Below are 25,891 nucleotides of genomic sequence, written 5' to 3' on the forward strand. Positions count from 1 at the left end.
TCGCGCTTATTTGCACTGATTGAGATCGGGACGATCGGCGGCGCAGAAATTCGTGCCCTTCGAGCTCGGCTTGCCGCTGGAGGCGAAGCCGCCCGTCAGCGCCGCGCCCTTGAAGGTCGCCGTCACGACCTTGTATTTCGTGATGTCCAGGCGGGAGTTGTCGCAGTGCTTCAACGCCGACGCGGAGCATTCGGCTTCGCTCTCAGCGGATTCCTGCGTGTCGCACTCCTGCTTGCCGTTGCACTTCTTGTAGGATTCCGCCTCCTGGCCGGCGCAGGCCGTGCGCTTGATATGAACGACGCAATCGGCGGCGAGAGCGTTCGTAACCGACAGCGCCATCAGCGCCGCAAGAGCAATGGCTTTTTTCATGGGATCCCCCCTCTATGTGATATGCGGCGGACGCGCGGTTCAGGGCGCGCCCCGCGGACGCACTCGTGCACGTTCATTACGAAATCTGCGTGACGCCCGACGCGGGCCTATGCCCGCGGCGACACGCCACCAACTCGACCGCCGGCTGCGACGGAGCGCCTCACATGACGAATGACATCATCATCGCCCCTTCCATCCTCTCCGCCGATTTCGCGCGGCTCGGCGAGGAGGTGCGCGATGTCGTCGCCGCCGGCGCCGATTGGATTCATCTCGATGTGATGGACGGGCATTTCGTGCCCAACATCACCTTCGGCCCCGGCGTGGTGAAGGCGCTGCGCCCGCACGCCTCATGCATCTTCGACGCGCATCTGATGATCGAGCCGGTCGATCCTTATGTCGCGGCCTTCGCCGAGGCCGGCGCCGACATCATCACCCTGCACGCCGAGGCCGGCGCGCATCTTCACCGCTCGCTGCGGCTCATTCGCTCGCTCGGCAAAAAGGCCGGCGTCTCGCTCAATCCCGGCACCAGCGAGCGCGCGCTCGATTATGTGCTCGACGATGTCGATCTCATTCTGGTGATGAGCGTCGACCCCGGCTTCGGCGGCCAGGGCTTCATCCCCTCGCAGCTCGACAAGATTCGTCGCATCCGCGAGATGATCGGACGGCGCGAAATATTCCTCGAGGTGGACGGCGGCGTGACGCGGCAAACGGCGACGGCGATCGTCGAGGCCGGCGCCGATGTGCTCGTCGCCGGCTCCGCCGTCTTCGCCGGGAGCGGCGCTTCGGCCTATCGCGAGAATATCGCCGCCCTGCGCGGCGCGGCCGCAGCCGCCGGCGCGCTGACTGTGTGACGGCGCGCCGCACAAAAGCGTTGCGAAAGCGTCACAATGTCGGGGGAAAGCTTCAGCCCCCCGCCGCGAGTGGACGTCAACCGAATGAAAGACGCCGAATTCAGGCAGGCGAGCGAAGCTCGCGCCGATCTCCGAGAATTGCTGACCGCCCTGTCGCGCTTGCGGGAGGAGGTCGACGCCGACGGCCATGCGCTCATCGAGAGCTGGGGCGGCCCGTTTTCGACAGCGTTCGCGCCGGCCGCCGAAAATCTCGCCCATTATCTCGCCCTGCGACGCCGCGATCTCAGCGATCTGCAGTCCCGGCTCTCGGCCTTCGGCCTCTCCTCGCTCGGCCGCAGCGAGGCCAAGGTGATAGAGGCGCTGGACGCGCTTCTGGCGACGCTGCGGCGGCTCTGCGGCGAGGCGGACGCCCCCTACCCCACCCCCGCCGCCATGCGCGCCGGCGAGGACGCTCTGCGCGCCGCGCGCGATCTGATTTTCGGCGCTGTCCCCACGACGCCGCACGCCGTCGTGATGGTCACGCTGCCGAGCGAGGCGGCGAGCGAGCCCGAGCTGATCCGCCGCCTGATGGAGGCCGGCATGGGCTGCGCGCGCATAAATTGCGCGCATGACGACGCCGCCGCTTGGAAAGCGATGATCGCCAACATTCGCGCCAGCGAGCGCGCGCTCGGCCGCAATTGCCGCGTGCTGATGGACCTCGCCGGACCGAAATGCCGGATCGAGCAATTGCGCGCGCCCGAGAAGCTGCGCCTCTATCGTGGCGATCGCTTCGCCATGGTCGCGACGCTCGATCCGCGCGCCGCCGGGCCTGTCGCCATCCAGCCGTCCTTTCCCGAGACGATCGGCCAGCTCGCGCCGGGCGCGGAAGTGTGGATCAATGACGGGAAGATCGGCGCGCGCGTCGTCGGCGCGAGCGCAGGCGCCGTGGAGCTGGAAGTGTTCAGCGCGCGCGGCAAGGGCGAGCGGCTGAAGGTCGAGAAGGGCCTCAATTTCCCCACGACCGATCTACGCCTGCCGCCGCTGACGCCGAAGGATTTTCGCGATCTCGATTTCGTCGCCGCCGAGGCCGATCTCGTCGGCTTCTCCTTCGTGCAGGAGACGGCCGACGTCGATCTCCTGCAGGACCATCTCGCCGCGCGCCGCGGCGCTCTGCCCAAGCAGACGATCGTGCTCAAGATCGAGACGCCGCTCGCCGTGCGCAATCTGCCGCGGCTCATTCTGCGCTCGGCGCAGCATCATCCGACGGCGGTGATGATCGCCCGCGGCGATCTCGCGGTCGAGCTCGGCTTCGCCCGCCTCTCCGAAATGCAGGAGGAGATTCTCTGGCTCTGCGAGGCCGCCCATGTGCCGGTGATCTGGGCGACGCAGGTGCTCGACCAGTTCATCAAGGACGGCGCGCCGAGCCGGGCCGAGACCACGGACGCCGCCATGGCGCAGCGCGCCGAATGCGTGATGCTGAACAAGGGGCCGTTTCTGGCCGAGGCGGTGACATTCCTGCGCGACGTGCTGGCCCGCATGGATCGCCATCAATCGAAGAAATTCGCCCGCTTCACGCCGCTCCGCGCCTGGGACTGAAGCGCGCGAGACGGTTGCGGAGGCGACGCCGGGGCATTATGGGATAGCCGCCGCCCGGCGACTCGGCCGGTCGGCGCATTGGGGCGTCGCCAAGTGGTAAGGCAGCGGATTTTGATTCCGCCATACGGAGGTTCGAATCCTCCCGCCCCAGCCAGAATTCCGCAAATCATTGGAATCACGAGAAAATCGCCTCAGCTGGGGCGCGTTTCCACATCCGTGTGACACATGGCTGGTACACCACGGAGATTTTCGTGCCCGCCATCCCCCATGTCGTGCGTCGCGGCGCGTTCTATTATTGGCGGCGGCGACTGCCATCGGCCCTTGCCGAATCGAGAAATTCTGCGACCCTGATTCTCGGCCTGCGCACCAGCAACCCCGGGAGAGCGCGCTACCTCGCGGGCCAGATTTCCGCGCTCGCCGATCGTTGTTTCTTTCCGGCCGCCATGACCAGTCGCCTCTCCCAGCAGCAAATCCAGAAAGTGTTCCGCATCGTCTTCACGCAACACCTCGATAAGCTCGAGGCCGTGGCGGCGCGCGAACGCGTGGAGGATGATTTCGATCCTGAGAAGAGCCGCCGCAGCGAGCGCGTGATGGGCCACGTCTATCGCCTGCTCGAGACGCGTGGCCGCGCCGCCGCCGTCGACGAACGCGCCGCCGCGCAAATGGCGGCGCAGGGGATTGCGCAGGACGAGATCGCCGAGACCGCCTTCATGCTCGATCTCATGCAGCGCCAAAACGTCGCCGTCGAAAAGAAGGAGCGACTCGCGACGCTCGTCGAGGAGGTCGGCGGTGAGCCCAATCCGATGAACATCGCGCTCGCCCAGGAGACGGTCTACCGGGCCTTCGCCGAGGCGAATTTTCAGTCGGAGCGCCGCCATGACGGCGTGCGAGTCGAGATCGAGAAGACCATCGCCGACATTCTAAAGGATCACGCCGAAGCGCCCCGCGACTCGGTCGATCACACCGAGTCGAGGCTCGTCGTTGCTCCCCTCGCCTCATCCCCGATTGTCGTCCATCGAGAAGCGGCCGCAGAGACGGCCGAAGGCGCCCGAACCGAACATGCGGCGCTGTTGGCCGCCTCTGCGCCGACGCCACCTGCCGACCCCGCGCCCGCGCCCGTGCCCGTGCCCACGCCGACTCCCGCCACGGTAGCGAGAACGAAGCCGTTGACGCTCGACGAGCATCCATTCGTCGTGCTCGCCGAGGGGGTCATCCAGAAGAATGCGGACGCCAAGGCCTGGGACACGAAATCCCAGCGTCAGGTGCGTCAGATTTCGCGGCTTTTCGCGAGGCTCCTCCTCGAGCAGGGCGTCGTCGAGTTCGAAGACATCCACCAGAAGCACCTGGGCGATCTCGACGACCTCTTCGGCGCTGTCGCCAAGAGCTACGGCCGCAGCCCGCGAGACAATCACCGGACGCTCGACCAGCTTCGCGCGATCGGCGCGGCCAAGCCGCCGTCGGAGCGCGGTTTGGTCGCTGGAACGGTCAATCGGCATTTTTCATTTCTGGGCCAGGTCCTCGCCCATATTCGAAGCCGCGGTCACAAGCTCGACCGAGACATCGACATGACGCTGATGCGTCGCAAGTCCACGGAACGCGGGCGCACGAAGCGCGGACTCCTGACCGAAGCCGACGCCGCAGCGATCTTCCACCTCGCCTTCTTCACCGGCTGCGCCGGTTGGAAAGACGACGAGATCTTGATCCCAGGCCCGCACGTATTCCACCGCGCGCTGTATTTCGCGACGCTCATGCTCCACTACACCGGAGCGCGGCGCGAGGAAATCTGCGGCCTCTCCGTCCGCGACGTGGCCTCCGTCGACACGGTGATCGACGGCGAGTTACAACGCCTCCACTATATAAAGGTCAGAACGAGCGAAATTCGGCGCATCAAAAATCTGTATTCCGAGCGCTCGGTCGCCCTGCACCCGGAGCTCATCCGCCTCGGCTTTCTCGATTATGTCGCGGCCGTGAGAGCACTCGGCTATGAGATGGTCTTCCCCGATCTCAAATCGCCGACATCCTCGTCACCTCTGGGCGATCGGCTCTATGACGAGCTGATCGACGGGCTGCACCAAGCCATTCCCGACGCCAAGGAGCGCAAGAAGGTCATCCATTCGATGCGGAAATCTTTCGGCAATTCATTGAAACAGAAGGGGATTCATAGCGAGATTCGGAGCGACATCATGGGGCATTCGGGAGCCACCCCGACCGAGGAAATCTACTGCGACGCGATCGCGCTCGCCGACATGCTGCCGACCATCATGAAGATTCCGATCGTGACGGCGCATCTACAGCCTCACCCGATCCGCCTGCTGCCCTGGGTGCAGGACAAGCTGCGGCCGCCATTCTCGCGGAAGCGGAGGGGGACGGATGGCGCGGGTCCGGGACGCAGGCGGATGAGAAAAACAAAGGACGAATCAGACCGCTCGTGACCCACTGCCGACTTCCAAGCATGTAGCTGCGAATGACCGCTCGACAACGCATTTCAGATGTTCGATTCTCGCTCCTAACGGCCATGACACCTTTTGTACTTCACGCCACTGCCGCACGGACACGGATCATTCCGCCCCGGCTTTTTGGTCTTTACGCGAGGGCTAGCGTTTTTTGGCAGGTTCAGATGCATCGCCCGTGTGGGTTGAGCCATTCGCACGGCGTCTTCGTATATTTGGGCATTTTCTTCCGTTCTCGCCGTTGGTATGTGGACCGTGAAATACTGCGCCCGGCGGTAGGTTCCATCAGCGCCAACCTCTGCCACGACGGCGATGACATTAGAAGCATTGACGGCCAAGGCAGCTGCGCTTGCCTTGGCATTCACCTTGTTCCAGTCAATTTTGTGGTCGCTTTGTTGAAGCCAAACGAAGAGCGGCTCGCCGTCTCCGAACAGAATAAAGTAACGAGAGGGATGCCGGTTCAGGCTTGGGCGAACGTCGGACAGCATCTTCGCCAGATTCTTCCGCCCATCGTCTCCCAGGTCACGGATATGGCTCTCCGCTAAGAGCCATCCGCGCGTTCGAGTCGCGTCAAGTGCTTCAAGCAGCTTCTGCACTTCCTCCGGGAAGTCCTGCGTCGGAAACGGCCTCCCTTCCCAGTCTTCTCCCTCGAAGCTCTTGTCGACGATTTCGCTCATGCCGTCCCAAATGATCATTTTTTCCTGTCCGCCCTTGAGTTCGCCGGCAAGATCCTGATCAAAGCGGTTCTTTTTCAAGTATGCACCCAGATGGTCGAACTCATCGAAGAGAAGAGCCCGGCGTATTCCCGCCACGACCTGTCGGACCTCCATGTAGTGGGCAAACGAGCCGGGGGTGGGCAGGAACCGCTTGAGCACGAATAGCTCGTCAATGGACAGCGAGACAAAGGCATGCTTTCCGAGAAGCGGCTCGACCTGCGTCAGGTCCTTGCAGAACGTCGAAAAGGGCGAGAATGACTCGACAGTCAGCCCAATCGGCAGCATTACGCGGTAGTCGGAGCGGCGGAGACGGCCGCACTCTTCGTATTTGCCGTCGCCGCGGCGGTAGAGCGGCACTTCGTCGGCAGAGTTCAGATAGCTAAAGAAGCGCTCGCATTGCTTGTACGCCTTGATCACCAAGTCTTGCACGGACTGCGCGTGGCGGCCGAAATCGAGAGCTGGCGACGCAATGGTGGCAGCCGCTCCTGCCTTGGCTTCAACCAGGAATAGCAAGTCATCGATCAGGATGAGTGTGTCGTTTTCGGACCACTGCCTGCTGGCGGGATCCTTGTAGTAGACCTCTTGGAAAACCGTGGCGCCGGGAAGTTGGACGGACAGAATGTCGGCGAAAGCAGCTTCACTCATCGACTTCTGCCGCTCTTCGAAGGTAAGCGGTGCGGCCGTGCCACACCGATCGGCTGTGGACGGCGGGTGCTGGGCAGTTGACGTCTGATCGGAGGGATGGCGTCGTGCTTTTGAGGAGCGACGCCGATGACGATCGAGGACCAGCTTCGAGAGCGGTTGCGGAAGGTGGAGGCGCTGCATTTCGGCGCGACGAGCGCGGGAGAGCGCGAGGCGGCCAGCGCGGCGGCCGATCGGCTGAGGGCGAAGCTCGATGAGGCGGCGCGCAGCGATCCTCCCGTCGAGATGAAGTTCAGCCTCCCGGACGAATGGTCGGTGCGCTTGTTTGTCGCTCTATGCCGACGCTACGGCGTGCGCCCATTCCGCTATTCGCGGCAACGCCGCACGACGATCATGGTGAGGGTGCCGCGGCGCTTTTTCGACGCCGTCGTGTGGCGGCAATTTTCCGATCTGCACACGGACCTTTGGATCTATTTCGAGCAGACGACGGAGCGGCTGATCAAAGAGTCGATCTGCTCCGATACGAGGGACGCGGAGACGGCGAGCGAGCCGAGCCTGTTGCGTTGATGGCGGATCATGCCGCCGCTTCGGCCTGGTCACGCGCAGCTTTCCAGTTCCACACGAGAAGCTCGGCGAGCCGATTGTTGGTGGTCGCGCCGGAGACCATGCGCTCCAGCACATCCGCGAGCCATGTCTCTGGATCGACGCCATTGAGCCGCGCCGTCTGAATCAGCGTCGATAGGATCGCCCATGTTTCGGCGCCGCCATTGTCGCCGGCGAAAAGCGAGTTGCGCTTGCCGATCGCGATCGATCGAATGGGGCGCTCCACGATATTGGTGTCCGGCTCGATGCGGCCATCGTCATGAAAGCGCGTCAATCCGCTCCAATGCGCGAGCGTATAGTTTATCGCCTTGATCAGCGGCGAGATTTGCGACAGCCCGTCGCGCACGGCGATCAAGCGGGCGTGGAGCGCCTCCATGATCGGCTTTGTCTCGGCCTGCCGAACCGCGCGCCGCTCGTCGGCGCTTTTGCCGCGAATGCGCTTCTCGATCGCATAGACCAGCGCGATCGTCTTGATGACCTCTTTGGCGAATGGCGAGTTCGTTGTCTTGAACACCGCGACGAACTTGCGGCGCGCATGCGCGAGGCAGAAGGCGAGTGTGACGCGGCTTTCGGCGCCCTCGTCCTTGACCAGCGCCTTGTAGGCGGCGTAGCCGTCGACCTGCAAGATTCCGGTAAAGCCGGAAAGTTGCGACGCGATCTCCTTCTTGCTGCGGCCGTCCGCGAACACATAGGCGACGGCCGGCGGAGCCGGTCCCGCCCAGGGCCCGTCATCGGTCGCATGCGCCCAGAACTGTCGGAGCTTCACATGTCCGGACGCGAGCACAGGCATCGGCGTCTCGTCGCAGAAGAGCCGCGGATAGCGATGCATCACCTCCAATTGCAGATCGTAGAGCCCCTTCAGCATCCAGGCCGTCTGCTTCATCCAGCGCGCCAGCGTCTGCCGATCGAGGACGACGCCCAGGCCGGCGAGGATGGCGGTCTGACGATAGAGGGTCGAGAGCCAGCCATATTTGGCGACAGCGATATGAGCGACGAGCGTCGTCGAGACCATGCCGCCTTCGATCAACTGCGCCGGCGCCGGCGCCTGCACGACCGCGCTTTCGCAAGCCCGGCATGCATATTTGGGACGGATCGTGCGCAAGACGCGCAGCACGGCCGGCACACGGTCGAGCACTTCGCTCACATCCTCGCCGATGCGATGCATCCGTCCTTTGCAGCAGGGACACCGCGTTGTCGTCGGTTCTATGACGCGCTCGCAGCGGGGAAGGTGCTCGGGCAGCTTCCCGATATTGCGCCCGGCCTTTTTGCACGGCTTCTTCGCGGCTTCCTCGGACGCCGGAATGTCGTCGTTCGTCGCCGCCGTCTTCCGCGTCTCTTCGTCTCGATTATCCGAAAGGTCGAGCGCGAGCTGTTCGGCGCCCAGCCTGGACAAGCGCTCGGAGCGCGCGCCGAAAATCAGGGCTTTCAGCGTCACGATCGTCGTCTTCAGCGTCTCGTTTTCCGCTTCGAGCGCGAGCGCCAGCTCCGTCAGCAGAGCCGGGTCCGATGGAAGGGGCGTGGAGCGAAGCGCCATGACATGAATGTACCACCGCGCTCGCTGACGCTCCAGCGAATACAGCAATATCACGCAGTCTTGTTCGGCCTCTTCACCGCCTTCGGCGTCATGCGCGACCATTCGGAGAAGCCGTCGAACAACATCGCGAACTGCGTCGGCGTCAGAGACACCACACCGTCTTGTGCTGGCGGCCAGGCGAAGCCGCTATCCTCCAGCCATTTCGTCGCCAGAACTGTTCCCGAGCCGTCGAATAGCAAAAACTTCAAGCGGTCCTTGCGCTTGGCGCGGAACACATACACGTCACCACTGTAAGGATTGCATCTTAAATCCTCCGCCACCAGTGCGACGAGTCCATGCACACCTTTGCGGAAATCGACCGGCCGCGTCGATACGAACACACGTCGCTGCGCGCCGACGGAGATCATCGCGAACGACGCAGCGCCGAAATCACTGCGTTGACCGTCGCGCTGTCCGCGCCCATCGGCACACGGACCGTCGCATCGGCCATCGAGACCTCGATCGTACATGACACGACAGAGACCGCATCTCGCTCCTCGACGATTGCGGCCGCATTCTGCGGGCGCTCCTCGACACATCTCACGCGCACCGCAGCGAACAGCGATTCATGCTCGGACGTGCTTCGCGCCTCCCAGGCCTGCCGACGCCAGACGGTCAGCAGTCCACGGCTTACGCCATTGCGCCGAGCGACGTCCGAAATGTTGGCGTTCGGCTCCGCGCTTTCCGCGACGATCCTGGCTTTTTCCTCGGACGTCCAACTGCGCCGGCGCCGGCCGCCGGTGATCAGCTCCACCCGTTGATAAGTCCTGCCTTCATGCATGGCATCAAGCATGGAATGATCCATCGCCCAACCCTCCTCATGACCAAATCACTTGAAGAGGATCGCGCGGCGCTCAAACTTTTTCGAGGTGGGACGCTCGCACCGCTTACCTTCGAAGGTCTTCCTGTAGTCCGGCTTTCGCTGAAGGAGCTTGTAGAGAAGCGCACGATACCCGGCGTCGCGGGTGAAGCACGGGTCGACGGCGTAGTAGTCCGATCCAAGCTGGATTAGGGGCTTCTTCCGGGCCGGCAGTGTTCGGTAGGGTGTCCCCGCAAAATCGCCCGCCGTGAAGAACTCCATTTCTTCTCCGCGCCGATAGGCCAAGTCCGCCAGCAGCGTCGGCGGCAGCTTCGTGTGACGGCTCACATTGGCGATGCCGCCCCGAAACATGTCATCCATCGCCCGTCCGACAGCTTTCGATTGTTCCGCATTGGCGGCGACCCACGCCTCCAAGACATCTTTCAGAGGCCTATTTTGTGCCGCAGCGAAGGCCTGTGCCGCATCAAACAGGTTCATCATCTCCAAGATTGCGTCGGCATGCCCAGAGCGGGTGGCGTCGGCCATAGCCTGAAAGCCTTCCGCGATATCTGCGGCGCCGACACCGTACACTTCTTTCAGGACATCATCGTGAGGCGCCAGGACGTACCGGTAGAATTCTCCTTCCAAAACTTGGTAGCGGTTTCCACGCATCATGACCCAGGTGAATTTCGCATGGACTTCAATGTCGGCTGTGTCGGGACCGAAGACGCCGTCCTTGGTGTCGGCGGCGGTAGCCATGGCGAACAACATGGCCTGCGTTCGCAGCTTGCGGCTGAGCTCAAACAGCTCGGCGCACTGAGCTTCATCGAATTTCACATCCGCGGGAGCCGCATCTGATGCGAGAACTGCGTGCACGTATTCCAGCAAGAATTGGTTCTCGTTGATCAGGTCATCAGAGCCGTCGTCTTTGCCCTGCTCCTCGGTGGCGTTTTGGTCCGCCATCGCTTTCATTAAGCGTTGGGCGTAGATGTAACCGAGCAATTCATGCGCGGGCATGGCGACAATCAGCGTGCGCATGCGGGCCGCAGTGGCTTCCATGTCTTTCAGCAGGGAGGCAGCGGCCTCTATTCGCGTTGGCTTGTTCATAATCGCGAATGCCCTTTCAATTTTATGATTATAGCACTACAAAATTTAGCCTGAATGAGCTGCAGCGAAGTGGCGCTTATTTCAGCAGAGGTTGCTCCGAACCGACTGTCGGCTTCCGTGCCACTCCGGACGTTTAACCGTATCCATGTCAATGTCCCCTCCTGGCGCGAGTTCCCCCTTCCCGACAGCGAAGGAGGAACTGTGACCCGAAGGGGACGCGCGTAGAATTCTGGGCATTCCGTGTTGTGAGAATCTTTGCATGATACAACCCGTTGGAAATCGAGGCTCGTGGTGGCCCCTCTAAAGTCTTGAGTTTTCGCCGCTGAATAGCCCTGTGCGGCTGTGCTGTCCTGTGGCAGACTTACCCCCATGACGCTCGACGACATCGCGGCTTTGCTACCGAACGGATTTCACGACTCTGCGTTGAAGGTCGTCACGATCGACTATGTGAACCGGGAGGCGAAGCTATCGCTTGAAATCTGGATGGCCGATTGTGATGCGGTCTCTGGTGCCAATCGTGAAGCATATAGGCACGCGGAGTTGTCTCTGTCGGGCTTGGTTTTTTGGGTCTGCGAGCCGCCATCCGCTGGCTACCGGTACGACGCTAAAGGCAAAGTCAGGATCGACATTGGGTCAGTTGAGACGCTTATCACGCCACCATCTCCGGCATTACCTTCCACGCCTATGGGCTGCTTTGTAAATTGGATATACATCGGAGCCTGGAATGCGTTTATCTACGTCGCGGCTCACGATGCCAAATTGACATGGCTCGCCTGATCACATCGCTCTGCCGCCGGTTGGGCGAACGACCGCTTATGGCGCCTCACGGACATTCGACCCGCGCCACCAGCTTCTCTTTCCCCTCCTCCGAGCACGGCCGCCATTGCGAACAAAACAAGAATTATGGTTCAATCAGCGGGTCCGCTCACCCTGCCGATTCGCCCATGACCGCCGTCGCCTATCTCGAAAAGCTCAACGCCGAACAGCGCCGCGCCGTCGAGCACGGCCTTGCTGACGGCTCGTCGGCCTCCGCCGGCGGCCCGCTGCTCATCATCGCGGGAGCCGGCTCCGGCAAGACGAACGCGCTCGCCCATCGGGTCGCGCATCTCATCGTTCGGGGCGCCGATCCGCAGCGCATGTTGCTGATGACCTTCTCCCGCCGCGCCGCCGCCGAGATGACGCGGCGGGTCGAGCGCATCTGCGCCGAGGCGCTGGGCGGCAAGGGCGGCGGCGATGTCCTCGCCTGGGCCGGGACGTTTCACGCGATCGGCGCGAGGCTGCTGCGCGAATACGCCAGCGCCATCGGGCTCGATCCCGCCTTCACCATCCATGATCGCGAAGACTCCGCCGATCTGATGAATCTCATCCGTCACGAGCTCGGCTTCTCCAAGACCGAGAGCTGCTTCCCGACCAAGGGAACGTGCCTCGCGATCTACTCCCGCGCCGTGAACGCCGAAATCCCGCTGGAGCAGGCGCTGCTCGGCGCCTTCCCCTGGTGCGCCCGCTGGCATGAAGAGCTACGCCGATTGTTCGCCGCCTATGTCGAGGCGAAGCAGGCGCAGAATGTGCTCGATTACGATGATCTCCTGCTCTATTGGGCGCAGATGATGCAGGACGACGCCCTCGCCGAGGAGGTCGGCGGCCGCTTCGATCACATTCTCGTCGACGAATATCAGGACACCAATCGCCTCCAGGCCTCCATCCTGCTCGCCTTGAAGCCCAAGGGCCAGGGGCTCACCGTCGTCGGCGACGACGCGCAATCCATCTACTCCTTCCGCGCCGCCACTGTGCGCAACATTCTGGAATTTCCGAAGAGCTTCACGCCGCCGGCGGAAATCGTCACGCTCGACCGCAATTATCGCTCGACCGAGCCGATCCTCGCCGCCGCCAACGCCGTCATCTCGCTCGCCGCCGAGCGCTACGCCAAGAACCTCTGGACGGAGCGCCGCTCATCGGAGCGGCCGCAGCTCGTCACCGTGCGCGACGAGAGCGATCAAGCGCGTTTCATCGCCGAGCGCGTGCTCGAGGCGCGCGAAGCCGGCATGACGCTGAAGCAGCAGGCGGCGCTGTTCCGCGCCTCGCATCACAGCGCCATGTTGGAGCTGGAGCTCGCGCGCCGCAACATTCCCTTCGTGAAATTCGGCGGGCTGAAGTTCCTCGACAGCGCGCATGTGAAGGATGTTCTCGCCCTGCTGCGCTTCGCGCAGAACCCGCGCGATCGCGTCGCCGGCTTTCGCATTCTGCAAATCCTGCCCGGCGTCGGCCCCTCCTCTGCGCAGAAGATTCTCGACTTCCTCATCGAGCTTCCGGACCCGCTCGCCTGCCTCGCCGACGCTCCGACGCCGCCGCGCGCCGGCGAGGAGTGGCGCGGCCTCGTCGCGACGCTGCAAATGCTGCATGCGAGAGAGGGCTGGCCGGCGGAAATGGAAGCGGCGCGGCGCTGGTATGAGCCGCATCTCGAGCGCCTGCACGAAGACGCGCCGAGCCGCCTCGCCGATCTCGTCCAGCTCGAGCAGATCGCGGCCTGCTATCCCTCGCGCGAGCGCTTCCTCACCGAGCTGACGCTCGACCCGCCGGACGCGACCAGCGACGAGGCCGGGCCGCCTCTGCGCGACGAGGATTATCTCATCCTCTCGACGATCCATTCGGCCAAAGGGCAGGAGTGGAAGTCGGTCTTCGTGCTGAACTGCGTCGACGGCTGCATCCCCTCCGATCTCGCGACGGGAACGGCGGCGGAGATCGAAGAGGAGCGCCGTCTGCTCTACGTCGCGATGACGCGCGCGAAGGACAGCCTGCGTCTGGTGACGCCGCAGCGATTTTTCACCCATGGCCAGCCGGCGCAGGGCGACCGGCACGTCTACGCCGCGCGCACGCGATTCATTCCGGCGGAGATGCTGCGGTTTTTCGATTGCGTGAGCTGGCCGGCCGCAGCGGCTGCGGGCGAGCGTCTCGCCGGGGGTGGGCTGCGGGTCGATGTGGGGGCGAAGATGCGGGGGATGTGGGGGTGAACGATGAAGGCGACGACGCTGTGGGTGAAGCACGTCAGGGAATGACGTGCCCGAACGGATTCCGTCCGCGCCTCTGAAATTGCCGCACGCGACCCCTGAGCGAACAGTCGTCAAGCTCATGGCCTGGTGGTTGCAGGTTCAAATCCCGCCCCGCATCCAGAGCGTGTCCTTTAATTCAATGACTTACGTCGTTGGTCGGCAGGCTCGTCATTTCTCTTGACTTAGTTTCGACGCGCCGACGCGGATTCCTCTTTTTTACCAATCAGATGCGATGAACCTTGCTGGTCGGGTTCTATAGTGTTACAGCCCATTCCATGGCACATGCCCGGTACGAAAATGTCGCTTGTCTTGGCATCGTGGACTGATCTCAGAGCTTGTGCGCGATATAGTAGAAATTTCCGCTGAGGCATACAGAATGCGAGTTTTTCTTTCCCATTCTTCAAAGGACAAGGGCTTCGTGGAGCCGGTCGCGGAGCTCTTGAAGCCGGGCACGTTCGAGTTGGACTCTACGACTTTTGACGCTGGGCTGCTAAATTCCCAGGTGATTGCCGAAGCACTGAAGCGGGCGGACCTATTCTGTTTATTATTGTCGGCCGACTCCGTGCAAGCTTCCTATGTGACGTTTGAGACATTGCTCGGCATGGAGTTATTTGCAAAGGGGGAAATTAGCCGGTTTTTAGCGATCTGCATCGACGAAGACGCATTCACAAAGGCGTCAGAAAATGTTCGACATTTCTCGATTGTTCGGCGTGCGTCGACGCCCGAGAACGCGGCTTGGCTTATACAGGGCGCTCTTGTTGCTGCCGCCTCCCGAGATGAGCAGCTATCACATCCTTTTATTGGGCGCGATAAGTCACTCAAGGAACTAGAGGATCAGGTAGTCGATCCCGCGCGGCCTGCACAGAAGGCGCTTTACGTTTCCGGTAATTTCGGCACCGGTCGCCGGACTCTCGTCCGTAAGTTTTTCCAAAATCAATATCCGCAAGTCGGAAGGGCATTTCCTTCCGTTACGTTGGAAGAGCTCGACGGCGCCGACGAGATATATCGGAAGGTTATAGCTGCCGTTCGTCCAACGCTGTCTGCGCGGGAGCTTGTAACCCGTTTGTCAGCCTTCGAAGCTGCCACCCCAACTGAGAAAGCCCGTCAGATAGCAGCGCTTCTCAACTCATTGCTTTCTGCCAGAGAGTCATGCTTCCTCCTTGACTCGGGTGGTGTTCTTGACGACGGAGGCGCTTTTTACCCCGAATTCAACGCCATCATAAGCCAGTTAAACGATAGGCCTCATCCCCCAGTCTCGATCATATCGCGCAGGATGATGTCCCCGAACACGCGAAGAGAAGCAAATGACATAGCTTACTGTGCTCTGTCAGCTCTTACGCGGGATGAAGCTGTGCGTTTGGCGAAACGTCTCCTAAAAGACATTTCGGCCACCGAGAGCCAAATAGCCGATGTCGTCGAGTTGTCAGACAGACATCCATACAACTTTTATAGGATTATACAAGAGATTACTAGCCGTGGACTGTCAAATTTTCTTGCAAGCCCATCAGATTTCGTAGAATGGAAGCATCGACAGTCTTCTGAGTACTTAGAAAGAATAAAGCTCGACGGCATAGAGATCGAATTGTTGAGTTTATTGAAAATTCTTCCATCGCTTGATTTCGTGGCTATGGTTGAAGCCTTGGACGTGAATGCGAGCGAGGCGGCGGATTCCTTGTTGCGACTTAGTCAGCTACATGTCGTTGAGCATTCTGGTGACGAGTATTCCATATCTCCTCCCATAAAAATAGCGGCTGAGAGAGATAAACGGATTAGTCTCTCCGCAGGAAAGAGGAAAGAGGTGTTGGCCAAATTAGCTGAGTCGCTCGCGCTGAGGCTCGATGAGGGAACAGCTCCGATTTCGTTGATCGACTCTGCCGTTTTGTCCGCTATCGAGTCAGGGAAGGAAACATATGCTTCCGTTTTTCTACTTCCGTCGCACTACGTTTGGTTGGCGAAGCGCCATTACGATCAAAAACACTACGGTGAGTGCATTCGCCTAGCTCGGGAGGCTCTAAAATCGAACGCACGCCTACCGAGGACTGCGTTGGTCGCTGCTTGTCGATTTATGTGCTTGGCTGCGGCACGCATTGGCGAAACTGTAACTTTTGACACTGGAATCCAACGTCTCGCTGATACGGACGGAGACAATTGGACGAAAAGTAATGTTTCCTTTCTCCGAGGCTTTAATGAGCGGATGAAGGGCCACCTGCCTCTCGCCGAGCAACATTTCCGTGAGGCCTACGGGCTATCTCCGGGTAACTATTCCATCACCCGCGAGCTTGCGGCGATTTGCCTCGCTCGGGGCAGTCTCGAACAAGCTGAACAATTCGCGAGAGAGGCGCATGCCATCTCATCGAGCAATCCCTATGTCCTCGACATCGTAATTGCCGTGCTGACGCGCAAGCTGAGGAGGAAGGCGAAAGAGAATGCTGAAATTCGCGAAATGATGGACAGGTTGAGACAGGTCGGCGATGAGGGCGGCCGATCATTCTACACTACACGGAAGGCTGAGATCGAGCTTGTGGGTGGCGACAGGCGGCTGGCGCGGACGCTTGCCGAAGAGGCGATAACGCGGACCCCAAACATCTTCGAGCCTCGGCGTATCTATTGCGAAGTTTTGCTAGCCGAAGGCAATTTCGCCAAGGTGGCTGAAGTTCTGCAATGGATGAGGAGAGAGGTAAACTCGGCTGAGACCGGAGAACGAAGAACCAACTTTCGCGCCTATCTGGAAACAAATGCCCACTATCTAACGGAGATTGGGCAGTTTGAACCTGCTAAAGAAATTTACAGTGACGATTCAGTCTTCACGGAAGCCGAGCGGGTGGCAGCTATTCGAGAAATCGAACTTGTTCAGATGGCTAAAGCGTTATAGCGACGAGGCTCCGGTCCGCGCCGCCAATGTCCACGAGAACGATTACGCCGTCGTTGATCGTCGGCGTCATGCTTTTCCCGTCGACATGTTTGAACCGAATTTCTCTTGGTTCGCCGTTGAGCCCATACATACGAGCTTCTCAGATTCGGTTTTCGGGATTTGCCGCGAGACTGGCGGTGCAGTCAAGCAGAAGGTTCGTCCTTATACATCCGCTCCTAGCGCCTTCCGGCCACAGCAGATGGATCGCAACGACCCGGCTTTGCGTCATGGCCTAGGGGAATGACTGCCCTTCTCCCGCCGCACTCCCCGCGGGAATTGCCGGATCACGCCGGAAACGCGATCCACACCTGCGCGCCGCTCTGCCTCATCGAGGACGGCGACTGCAATAGCGTGCAGGGCGGCCCTCACGGCGACGCGGTAAAGGTCGGGGCCGAGTCGCTCGCGCACCCGCCAGAGGCGCGCGACGACATCGTCGAGAAGGTGGCCGTCTTTGCTCATGCGTCCCTCCCGCGCGTTTTCCTGCCGCGGCCGCGGGCTCCGGAAGCCGCGACGAGCTCCGCGATATCCTCGCCGGTGAGAAATCTCCGCGCGAGCAGCGCCTCGGCGATTCGCTCGACGTCGCCGCGCCGCCTGCGCATCAGGGCGAGCGATTGCGCATAGAGACGGGAGAGGTCCGCCTCGACGATGTCGCGCAGCTCGCGGTCATAGGCGAGCGATGCAGCCGCGTCGCTTCGATGCAGCAGCGTCGCCCCCAGTCCATGCGCGGCGTGGCCCTCGGCGAGCGCGCGCGTCGCCATGGCCAGATCCGCCACCGCGCCGGTCGACGCCGCGCCGAGAATGGCCTCTTCAGCGGCTCGCCCCGCAAGCAGGATCATGACGCCGGCGTCGAGATCGGCCCTGGTCGGAAACATCGGTCGTCCTCCTGAGGCGCGCGTTTCCCCTCCCGATGCGCCGCGCGGGATGATCGAGGCCGATGCGATCGTCATTCCGGCCTCCCGATAGGCGACGCAGTGCCCCGCCTCATGAATGGCGGCGACGCGGCGATCCGTCGGGGTCCGATCATCCGGAGGCGCGATGATGCGCAGCAAATCGTCCAGCGTCGGCTCGTGCCGGGCCTCGCGGGCGGCCTGGAGCAGGTCGCGCGCCCAGTCGGCGGCCTGCGCAGGCGTGGCGGCCGGCCCGGCGAAGCGAAGGGTCGCAAGGAGGTCCACATCGGCGACAGTCGAAAGCGCGCCACCGAGCCGCCAGCGCAGCACGCGCATGAGCGATTCTGCACCCGGCGGCCCGACGTCGACGCGTCGCAGCCGCCCGGGACGCGTGGCGGCGGCATCGATGGCCTCGCCGCAATTTGTGGCAGCCACGATGATCACGCCCTCGTGATTTTCGAGGAGGGTCAGAACGAGGGTGACGATCGGCATCCAAAAGTCTCGCCCACGGCGATCCATCGACGCCCTGTCCGGACATGCAGCGTCGAACTCGTCGATACTCAGAATGGAGACGCCGGAAATGGCGGCTGCGGCGCGCGCCGCATCGAAGCAGTCCTGCATTGCGCGGGCGATCGTGCCGAGATGGCCGGCCTCGCCGCTTCGCGCGAACATTTTCCCGCAAGAGTCGACCACCAGCGGCGCCCCTAAAGCGCGAGCGAGTACGGAGGCGAAAGTCGTCTTTCCGGCGCCGGGCGGCCCGGCGAGCAGCACGGCGGTCGTCGGCATGTCGCGCCAACGGATGCGACCGGCGCGATAGTCGGAGACGCCCGAGGCTATATCCTGCGCCAGGCGGCGTAGGTCCGCGGGAAGGCAGTCGAGCGGCGGAACGTCGGCGGCGACGCCGCCCGCGTTCGGCTTTTTCGACTCCGCAGCGCGGTGGAGATTGGCGACGACGTCGCGTGCGGATGCGCCGGCGCGGAAAGCGCTGACGGTCTCGGAGAATGTCAGCGCGAGCTCGGCTCCATTGGGAATCTCCGTCGACGCCTTGCCGCGCGCGTGCTTTCTCAAGAGTCGGCGAAGAATATTCGCATCGGGCGGCGCGACGGAAATGCGCATATCCGCCGCCGACAATAGCGCGGACGGCAGGAACGATTGCGGATCCTGCGAGACGCCGATGACGGGACGCCCGCCAGCGAGGCCCAAGGCCACTTCGTCATTTCCTTTCGCCGGGTCGTGCTCGCGACGGGAGGAGCCGTCGCGCGACACACAGAGAATTCGCGCAGAGTCGCGCCGCAGCACGCGAGACAGCGGGCCGCACCATTCGGCGCCGGGCGCCTGGACGATGACGGCGACCGGGTCGCCGCGCCGGATGCGCAGGCGCAGCGCGGCCGGCAGCGCCGCCCGCAGACATTCCCATGCGAGCGCATCGGCGACGGAGCCAGCCTTGTTCGCCGCCTCAGCGGCGTCATCGTCGGCCGCGTCGAAAATGTCCCCGTCGTCGCGAAGATCGCGCAGCCCGCTCATTGCACGCTCTCCTCGGTGGACAGGCTGTCGAAGGGACGGCCGCTCATCGGCGGCTTCTCCGGAACGCCCTCCCGGCGGCGGCGCGAATGCGCATGGAGCCCGAAGGGCGTCGCCCGGACCAGCGCGTCCGAACGCTTCGGCAAAACGGGCCTTTCCATGCCGCGGACGACCGGCGCGAGCAGGCGCGCCAATTCGGCGTCGAGCGCCGCCTTCATCGCCTGCGTCATGGCGTCGATCGAGGCCATGATCGGGAGGCCGAAGGTCGCGTCGATTTTCTCGCGGGTCAGCGTGATCGCTTTCGAAAACCGCGCCGATCCCAGATAATCGACCACGAAGGCATGCGCCGTCGTGACCCGCGAATAACCCTGCTGACGCAAATAGGACGCGAGATTCAGCCTCAGCGCCATGAGATCGCGCTCGATCGCGCGTCGCTTTTTCGTCTCTGTGGCGCCGCCGCCACGCTTGATGGAGAGCGCCCAAGCAACCTCACGCTCTTCATCGATCGCGAGAATGTCGATATCGACGAAGCTCGCGATTTTGCCATCGACGAATCGGATCGGCCGTGTCGCCGTCATGGCGTAATCATGCGATTCGGCGAGCTCTAGCGCGCCTTGCGTGACGGGAACGCCGAGATTGCGGAACACTGTGCAGCCGGCTGCTTCGAGCGCATCGCCGATCGCGCGCTCGATCAGCGGGCCATGGCGTTTGGCGGCGGATGCATAGGCGGAGACCAGCCGCGACACCTCGGGGCGGAACAGCGGATCGACAGCATGATCCGCCTCGATCGCCGCCTTCACGGCCTCGCGCGCAGCCTCGTTCAGCGAGTCGGTGATTTCGGTCGCGCCCTGGCGGCGCATCGTCATTTGGGTCTTACGCATTCAAAACACTCCTCACGGGAACAACGTCGTCCCATGGGCCGATATTGCCATTCTATGCTCGTATTGCTACTAGATGATAATACCATGGTTAATGGAGGTTGAATGATCACCCCAGCCCAATGCCGCGCGTCGCGCGCCTGGCTCCGATGGACGCTGGACGATCTGGCGGCGAAATCCCGCGTGTCGAAGGCGACCCTTCACAATTTCGAGAAGGAGACGCGCGTTCCGCACGACCGCACGCTCGCGGATATTCGCCGCGCGCTCGAGGAGGCCGGCGTCGAGCTGGTGTTCGACGGCGCCGCCGGCGTCGGGATACACGTCACGCGGCCGGGCCAGCCGATCGGCGGCTAGACTTACGCAGACACGTCGGCGCCTCCGCCGATTGCTCGGCGCGGGGCGGCCGGCTACTCTGCCGCCGCTTTCGGGGGGAGATATGCTGACAGGCGAATTACGCGGCAAGATCGATGGCGTCTGGAATGAAGAGCTGGCCCCGCTTCTCTGGACAGCTCCCCGCGGATTTTAAGTGGATCTCTGCCGAGGTTTGCTGAACGCGGGGCGTTTCGATTTTGTCGCGGCGTCGGGAGGGCGTAGCCCGACCAGAGGCGCGACAAAATCACGGTGACGATCATGCCGCCATCACGGCCTCTCCACAACCGAAATAAGCCTCGTCCGGCGTGCGGGAGTCGAGGCTCGAATGCGGGCGCCGCTCATTGTAAAAGGCCAGATATTTGGCGATCGACGCGCGCGCCTCGGACACGCTGTCATAGGCGCGCAGATAGACCTCCTCATATTTGACGCTGCGCCACAGCCTCTCGACGAACACATTGTCGCGCCAGGACCCCTTGCCGTCCATGCTGATGGCGATTTTCGCATCGAGCAGCACGCTCGTGAAGTCATGGCCGGTGAACTGGCTGCCCTGGTCCGTGTTGAAGATTTCGGGTCTGCCATGCTTTGCCAGCGCCTCTTTCAACGCCTCGACGCAAAACTCCGCCTCCATCGTGATCGATACGCGATGCGCCAGCACGCGCCGGCTCGCCACGTCGACGACCGCCGCGAGATAGACGAAGCCGCGCCGCATCGGGATATAGGAAATGTCCGTCGCCCAGACATGATTGGGCCGCTCGATCTTCACGCCGCGCAGGAGATAAGGGTAGATCTTATGCCCCGGCGCCGGCTTGCTCGTGTTCGGACGCCGATAGATCGCGGCAATGCCCATCCGCTTCATCAGCGTCGCCACATGGCGGCGACCGACGACGACGCCCTCGCGCCGCAAAAGATCGCGCAGCATCCGCGCCCCCGCAAAGGGATGTTCGAGATGCAATTCGTCGATACGCCGCATGAGCTTCAAATCCTCGGCCGAGACCGGCCGCGGCTTGTAATAGACCGAACTGCGGGCGACGCCGAGCGCTCGCGCCTGACGGGCGATGGGGAGTTCGTAGCTGCGGTCGATCATCGTTTTACGCTCAGCAATCCCGCTTTGGTGAGCGCGCCGGACAAAAAATCATTGGTCAGCGTCAGCTCACCGATCTTGGCGTGAAGCGCCTTCAAATCGACCGCCGCTTCCTTCGCTTCCGGCTTTTCGTGACCGAAAACGCCTGCCGCGCCTTCGAGAAGCTGGCCCTTCCAGGTCGTGATCTGGTTCGGATGAACGTCGAACTGCTGCGCGAGTTCGCTGAGCGTCTTCTCGCCCTTGATCGCGGCCAAAGCCACCTTCGCTTTAAACGCCGGGGAATGCGTCCGGCGGCTCTTCTTCGTCATCGAATGCTCCTGATTCGCAGCGAGAATCCTCGCCGCTGTCAGGCAGAAAATCCACTCAAGCCACTGTCCGAATTTCCGAGGCCGGCTCTTGATTTCTGGTCCGGCGGCCTCGCCAATCCGCTCCAGGTCATAGAGCAGATCACTTTTCTCATCTTCATCAAGCGCCTCGACGAGATGCAGTAGCTCGAGGAGCGCAAGGCGACGACGCTGAAACGCCCGCTCGAGCGGCGCATCTTCCCGGACGGCGCGGACGCGCGCGGCGAGCCCTACGAAAATCTGCGCTGGTCCCGCTTCAAGCATTTCGCCGGACCGGAAATGTTCCGCATCGTCGACGAGCATGTGTTTCCCTTCATCCGCTCGCTCAATGGCGACGGCGGCGCCTATGCGCGACACATGCGCGACGCGCGCTTTCAAATCCCCAGCCCGCAGCTTCTCGCCAAGGTCGTCGACAAGCTCTCGCAGATCGACATGGGCGATCGCGACACCAAGGGCGACGTCTATGAATATATGCTGGCGAAGATCGCCTCCGCCGGCCAGAACGGCCAGTTCCGCACGCCGCGCCACATCATCGCGCTGATGGTGGAGCTGACGCAGCCGAGGCCCGAGGATACGATCTGCGATCCCGCCGCCGGCACCTGCGGCTTTCTCGTCGCCGCCGGCGAATATTTGCGCAAGCATCACGCCGGCCTCTTCCGCGACGCGAAGCTGCGCGCGCATTTTCACGAGAAGCTCTTCAACGGCTTCGATTTCGATCCGACGATGCTGCGCATCGGCGCGATGAACATGGCGCTGCATGGCGTCGAGAACGCCAACGTCGCCTATAGAGATTCGCTCGCCGAGGATCATTCCGAGGACGCCGGGCGCTATTCGCTGGTGCTCGCCAATCCGCCCTTCGCCGGCTCGCTCGATTACGAGACGACGGCCAAGGATTTGCAGCGGATCGTCAAGACCAAGAAGACCGAGCTGTTGTTCCTGGCGCTGTTCCTGCGGCTGTTGAAGACCGGCGGGCGCGCGGCGGTCATCGTGCCGGACGGCGTGCTGTTCGGCTCCTCCAAGGCGCATAAGGATTTGCGCCGCCTGCTCGTCGAGGAGAACAAGCTCGAGGCGGTGGTGAAGCTGCCGTCTGGCGTTTTCCGGCCTTATGCGGGCGTCTCGACGGCGATCCTCGTCTTCACCCGCACCGGCGTCGGCGGCACGAATCATGTGTGGTTCTATGATGTGCAGGCGGACGGCTGGTCGCTCGACGACAAGCGCCAGCCGCTGCTTCCCGCCGAGAAGCTCGGCCCGACGCCGGAGGCGGCGCTCGAGGAGAGCGAGGAGGAGAAGAACAATCTTCCCGACGTGCTGATGCGCTTCGAGGAGCGGGACGGCGCCGAGCGCGAGCGCCCGCGCACGGCGCAGAGCTTTTGCGTGCCCAAGGCGGATATTGCGGCGGCGGGCTATGACCTCTCGCTGAATCGTTACCGGGAAGTGGAGCATGAGGAGGTCGAGCATGAGAGCCCGGCGGCGATCCTCGCCGATCTGCGGCGGCTCGAGGCGGAGATTGCGGAGGGGATGACGCGGCTCGAGGAGATGGTGGGGTGACTGTCCGCTACACGAAGATCGGAGCATTATTGCTTCCGGTCAGCACTTGGAGCCCCTCGCACGAACTGCTTGACGGAACTTTTCCGTATATTGATTTAGGAGCGGTGGACAACGATGAAAAGATCGTTCGTCAAATCAAGGACGTTCCATTTAAAGACGCCCCGAGCCGCGCTCGTCAACTTGTAAAGAATGGCGACATCCTAGTTTCAACGGTACGCCCCAATCTCAATGGAATCGCGAAGCTGGATGCACGTCATGACGGCGCAACAGCGTCCACGGGTTTCTGCGTCCTCAGGCCAAATACAAGCGCTATATGTCCGAACTACCTGTTTCATTGGCTGAAAAGCCCCCCGTTTGTCGCGGAAATGGTCCGTCAGTCGACGGGCGCCAGCTATCCGGCCGTCAGTGATCGGATCATCCATTCATCGCTGATTCCTCTCCCGCCCCTCGACGAGCAGCGGCGGATCGCGGCGATCCTCGATCAGGCCGACGACCAGCGGCGCAAGCGGCTGGAGGCGTTGGGGCGGATTTCGGATTTGGCGCGAGCCAATGCGCTCGCGTTGCTCGGCAACCCACTCACCAATCCAAAAGAATGGCGATCTGATCTCACTCTTGGCGAGGTTTCAGAAATCGTGTCTGGGGTCACGAAAGGCCGGAAATTGAACGGCGCCGCCGTTCGCTCGGTGCCTTATTTGGCCGTCGCCAATGTTCAAGATGGCTCGATCACTCTGAAGAACATAAAATACATCGACGCCACTGAGGACGAAATTCGTCGGCTTCGTCTCAGATCAGACGACCTCTTACTTACGGAAGGAGGAGACCCCGACAAATTGGGACGCGGATCATTATGGAGTAACGCGCTCCTCGAAGAATGTATTCATCAAAATCACGTGTTTCGCGTGAGGGTCAAATCCAATGAAATACTGCCTGCTTTTCTGAACTGGCTAATCGGAAGCGAGCGGGGGAAGCGCTATTTTTTGAATGCTGCAAAACAAACAACAGGAATCGCGTCCATCAATATGACGCAGCTCCGAGCATTTCCGCTGCTTGTCCCGCCGCTCGAAGTCCAAAACCGCTTCGTTGAACAGACCGCCGAGATCGACACGCTCAAAGCCCATCACCGCGCCCATCTCGCGCGGCTCGACGCTCTGTTCGCCTCGCTGCAACATCGCGCCTTCCGCGGCGACCTCCCCGCCCCTTCCTTCTCCCGCGCGCGGGAGAAGGCAGCCTCGTCATAGGGCGTCCGCAAGGACGCCCGTCTCGAGCGACGGACTATGGCGAGGTCGGATGAGGGTCCCGCAGAAAGGGGCGGCGTTATCGATATCGCGCGATCTGGTCAAGCAAGACTTCGAGGTTTACGCCCTGTCGTTGCGTCCCGTGATCGAGCTTCCACGCGGCGACGCTTCTCGTCACCTCGAACTGATTCTCCAGTGTCGAAACGACGGCGTCGAGTTCTCGGCGAGACACGGGAGACTTCGCGAGCCGCCAGATTTCGGCGGCCGCCGCCGAAGGCAGAAGCAGCTCTCCGGCGAAAGATTTCGCTCGCCGTTCTATATCGAGCGGCATCCGACTGTTCAGAACATCGACCGCTCCGAGCGCATGGCCACGATCGAGCAGCAAATGGCAAAGCTCATGCGCCAGCGTCACATTGGCCGCTCGCCCCACCCCGCGCCAACTGTTCTCGTTGAGAAGAACAGCCGGACCGAAACGATCGCCCCAGACAGCGAGGGCGTCCAATGTCGACGGATCGACCTTCCGAGGCTCGAGCGAGACGCCGAGGTCGGGAAGGAGCGCGGAAACGTCGATCGCCGCCTGCGACGACACGCCCAAATGCTCGCGGACAAAGCGGGCCGCCGCCTCGCCTTGTTCGTGAGCGCGTCGGTTCGAGAAGTTTTCAGCGATATGGTTCCCGACCAACTCGCCCAGGCGATCGAGTTCCGGCGCTGGCGTCTTGCCGAATGCGCCGATGAGCGTCAAAATTTGGTGGATTTGCTCGGGCGGCAGCGCGCTCGCCATTCTCGCCGCGATCCGCAACTCGTCGTTATCGTTCGCCGCATCGGCCACACTCCGGGGCGCCGAGAGTATCCCGTCATCGACCAGCTTCGTCGCAGTGGCTTGGTCGAGACTGGTGACCCAGGCGAGCAAAGCGGTCGGCTCGCCGATATCTCGCCGGCACCAGTTGTCGATCAAATTCGACCATCGACCTGGACGACTCGCCAAATGGCCCGCAATTTCATCTCCGAGACGCGAAATTTCGGCCCAGGCCTGCTCGAACAGCGGCGCGCGCATTCCCGCAAGCGTATCGACGATCATGCGGTCGCCGGAGCGCAGCATCCACAAGGGCGGCAAATCGAAATAGCCAGCGAAGCAGTTGGAGAGGTCGTGCGCCTGCTCGAACGCGCAAACCAGCTCGTCCTCTTGTTCTGCCACGTCGGGCTTACTTTCCCATCGCTCCTCGGCCTTAGCTCGAAGTTCGGTCGGGCGCTCGGGCGCGACGGCGATGGGATAGGTCTGGCGAAGGGAAAGGGGCTTCCAAAATTCGATAAAATGCGAGAGCAAGTCGTCGATTTGAACTTCTAGAAAGACGCCCTCCGCGCCAGCGGCCGGCCAAACGGGC

The 25,891-nt window shown here is 62.2% G+C and carries 20 protein-coding genes, 1 tRNA gene and 1 pseudogene; 12 read left to right on the top strand and 10 right to left on the bottom strand.

Going from position 1 to position 25,891, the window contains the following annotated elements; translation table 11 throughout:
• Window positions 1-6: 6 nt before the first annotated feature.
• Window positions 7-369, bottom strand: coding sequence for a hypothetical protein (locus GYH34_RS15720; protein WP_161914405.1), 363 nt, complete (start codon window positions 367-369; stop codon window positions 7-9).
• Window positions 370-533: 164 nt separating this feature from the next.
• Between GYH34_RS15720 and rpe the strand changes: the two genes are divergently transcribed.
• The 4 genes from rpe (at window position 534) to GYH34_RS15740 (ending at window position 5,227) form a co-directional block, all read left to right on the top strand.
• Window positions 534-1,220: a ribulose-phosphate 3-epimerase gene (gene rpe / locus GYH34_RS15725; RefSeq protein WP_161914406.1), complete on the top strand. Its 687-nt coding sequence runs from the start codon at window positions 534-536 to the stop codon at window positions 1,218-1,220.
• Between the two features lie 84 nt (window positions 1,221-1,304).
• A complete protein-coding gene (locus GYH34_RS15730; protein WP_161914407.1) occupies window positions 1,305-2,795 on the top strand; it encodes a pyruvate kinase in 1,491 nt (496 codons plus the stop codon).
• Window positions 2,796-2,874: 79 nt separating this feature from the next.
• Window positions 2,875-2,949, top strand: a tRNA-Gln gene (locus GYH34_RS15735).
• A 97-nt stretch (window positions 2,950-3,046) separates the two neighbouring features.
• Entirely contained in the window at window positions 3,047-5,227 is a 2,181-nt protein-coding gene (locus GYH34_RS15740; protein ID WP_161914408.1) for a DUF6538 domain-containing protein, read from the top strand.
• 74 nt (window positions 5,228-5,301) lie between these two features.
• Here GYH34_RS15740 and GYH34_RS15745 read toward each other — a convergent pair whose 3' ends face one another.
• Window positions 5,302-6,606 carry an SEC-C metal-binding domain-containing protein gene (locus GYH34_RS15745; protein ID WP_197745432.1) on the bottom strand — a complete coding sequence of 435 codons (1,305 nt, stop codon included), beginning with the start codon at window positions 6,604-6,606 and terminating at the stop codon, window positions 5,302-5,304.
• A 126-nt stretch (window positions 6,607-6,732) separates the two neighbouring features.
• Between GYH34_RS15745 and GYH34_RS15750 the strand changes: the two genes are divergently transcribed.
• Window positions 6,733-7,170 carry a hypothetical protein gene (locus tag GYH34_RS15750; RefSeq protein WP_161914410.1) on the top strand — a complete coding sequence of 146 codons (438 nt, stop codon included), beginning with the start codon at window positions 6,733-6,735 and terminating at the stop codon, window positions 7,168-7,170.
• A 7-nt stretch (window positions 7,171-7,177) separates the two neighbouring features.
• Here GYH34_RS15750 and GYH34_RS15755 read toward each other — a convergent pair whose 3' ends face one another.
• The 4 genes from GYH34_RS15755 to GYH34_RS15770 are packed head-to-tail and all read right to left on the bottom strand — an operon-like array spanning window position 7,178 to window position 10,685.
• Window positions 7,178-8,740, bottom strand: a complete 1,563-nt coding sequence (locus GYH34_RS15755; RefSeq protein WP_161915047.1) for an IS66 family transposase — start codon at window positions 8,738-8,740, stop codon at window positions 7,178-7,180.
• A 50-nt stretch (window positions 8,741-8,790) separates the two neighbouring features.
• Window positions 8,791-9,147: an IS66 family insertion sequence element accessory protein TnpB gene (tnpB, locus tag GYH34_RS15760; RefSeq protein WP_161914411.1), complete on the bottom strand. Its 357-nt coding sequence runs from the start codon at window positions 9,145-9,147 to the stop codon at window positions 8,791-8,793.
• The gene (locus tag GYH34_RS15765; protein ID WP_244635151.1) at window positions 9,144-9,572 is read right to left on the bottom strand and encodes a transposase; all 429 of its coding nucleotides are present in this window, start codon (window positions 9,570-9,572) and stop codon (window positions 9,144-9,146) included. Before GYH34_RS15765 ends, tnpB begins: the two co-directional genes overlap by 4 nt.
• A gap of 36 nt (window positions 9,573-9,608) precedes the next feature.
• Window positions 9,609-10,685, bottom strand: a complete 1,077-nt coding sequence (locus tag GYH34_RS15770; RefSeq protein ID WP_197745433.1) for a hypothetical protein — start codon at window positions 10,683-10,685, stop codon at window positions 9,609-9,611.
• 369 nt (window positions 10,686-11,054) lie between these two features.
• Here GYH34_RS15770 and GYH34_RS15775 point away from each other — a divergent pair, with 369 nt between their 5' ends.
• The 3 genes from GYH34_RS15775 (at window position 11,055) to GYH34_RS15785 (ending at window position 16,604) form a co-directional block, all read left to right on the top strand.
• On the top strand, window positions 11,055-11,462 hold the full coding sequence (locus GYH34_RS15775) for a hypothetical protein (protein WP_161914413.1): 408 nt from the start codon (window positions 11,055-11,057) through the stop codon (window positions 11,460-11,462).
• A 167-nt stretch (window positions 11,463-11,629) separates the two neighbouring features.
• Window positions 11,630-13,693, top strand: coding sequence for an ATP-dependent helicase (locus GYH34_RS15780; RefSeq protein WP_161914414.1), 2,064 nt, complete (start codon window positions 11,630-11,632; stop codon window positions 13,691-13,693).
• Between the two features lie 415 nt (window positions 13,694-14,108).
• Window positions 14,109-16,604: a toll/interleukin-1 receptor domain-containing protein gene (locus GYH34_RS15785; protein WP_161914415.1), complete on the top strand. Its 2,496-nt coding sequence runs from the start codon at window positions 14,109-14,111 to the stop codon at window positions 16,602-16,604.
• Window positions 16,605-16,868: 264 nt separating this feature from the next.
• Here the strand turns inward: GYH34_RS15785 and GYH34_RS15790 are convergent, their stop codons facing one another.
• Genes GYH34_RS15790 through GYH34_RS15800 form a run of 3 tightly spaced genes read right to left on the bottom strand, consistent with a single transcriptional unit; the run spans window position 16,869 to window position 19,932 of the window.
• Window positions 16,869-17,102, bottom strand: coding sequence for a hypothetical protein (locus GYH34_RS15790; protein WP_161914416.1), 234 nt, complete (start codon window positions 17,100-17,102; stop codon window positions 16,869-16,871).
• Complete coding sequence (locus GYH34_RS15795) at window positions 17,099-19,054, bottom strand: AAA family ATPase (RefSeq protein WP_161914417.1); 1,956 nt, start codon at window positions 19,052-19,054, stop codon at window positions 17,099-17,101. The genes GYH34_RS15790 and GYH34_RS15795 overlap by 4 nt, the downstream gene beginning before the upstream one ends.
• Window positions 19,051-19,932 (bottom strand): hypothetical protein, encoded by an 882-nt coding sequence (locus GYH34_RS15800; RefSeq protein ID WP_244635153.1) that lies wholly within the window; start codon window positions 19,930-19,932, stop codon window positions 19,051-19,053. The genes GYH34_RS15795 and GYH34_RS15800 overlap by 4 nt, the downstream gene beginning before the upstream one ends.
• 102 nt (window positions 19,933-20,034) lie before the next feature.
• On the opposite strand from GYH34_RS15800, the gene GYH34_RS15805 reads away from it, so the two are divergent.
• Window positions 20,035-20,283, top strand: coding sequence for a helix-turn-helix transcriptional regulator (locus GYH34_RS15805; protein WP_161914418.1), 249 nt, complete (start codon window positions 20,035-20,037; stop codon window positions 20,281-20,283).
• 274 nt (window positions 20,284-20,557) lie between these two features.
• On the opposite strand, the gene GYH34_RS15810 is transcribed toward GYH34_RS15805, so the two are convergent.
• Window positions 20,558-21,690 (bottom strand): IS3 family transposase gene (locus GYH34_RS15810; protein ID WP_161914419.1). Its coding sequence is split into 2 segments (ribosomal slippage): window positions 20,558-21,435 and window positions 21,435-21,690, totalling 1,134 coding nucleotides; the frame shifts between segments, so codons are not numbered across the junction.
• Between the two features lie 63 nt (window positions 21,691-21,753).
• Here GYH34_RS15810 and GYH34_RS15815 point away from each other — a divergent pair.
• The 3 genes and pseudogenes from GYH34_RS15815 to GYH34_RS21965 all read left to right on the top strand — a co-directional run bounded on the left by GYH34_RS15815 (window position 21,754) and on the right by GYH34_RS21965 (window position 25,854).
• Window positions 21,754-23,274: pseudogene (locus tag GYH34_RS15815) on the top strand (class I SAM-dependent DNA methyltransferase).
• On the top strand, window positions 23,271-24,512 hold the full coding sequence (locus GYH34_RS15820; protein WP_197745434.1) for a restriction endonuclease subunit S: 1,242 nt from the start codon (window positions 23,271-23,273) through the stop codon (window positions 24,510-24,512). The pseudogene GYH34_RS15815 and the gene GYH34_RS15820 overlap by 4 nt, the downstream one beginning before the upstream one ends.
• 49 nt (window positions 24,513-24,561) lie before the next feature.
• Window positions 24,562-25,854 carry a hypothetical protein gene (locus GYH34_RS21965; RefSeq protein ID WP_244635155.1) on the top strand — a complete coding sequence of 431 codons (1,293 nt, stop codon included), beginning with the start codon at window positions 24,562-24,564 and terminating at the stop codon, window positions 25,852-25,854.
• The last annotated feature ends 37 nt before the right edge of the window (window positions 25,855-25,891 follow it).

Source organism: Methylosinus sp. C49 (assembly GCF_009936375.1).
Classification (GTDB): domain Bacteria; phylum Pseudomonadota; class Alphaproteobacteria; order Rhizobiales; family Beijerinckiaceae; genus Methylosinus.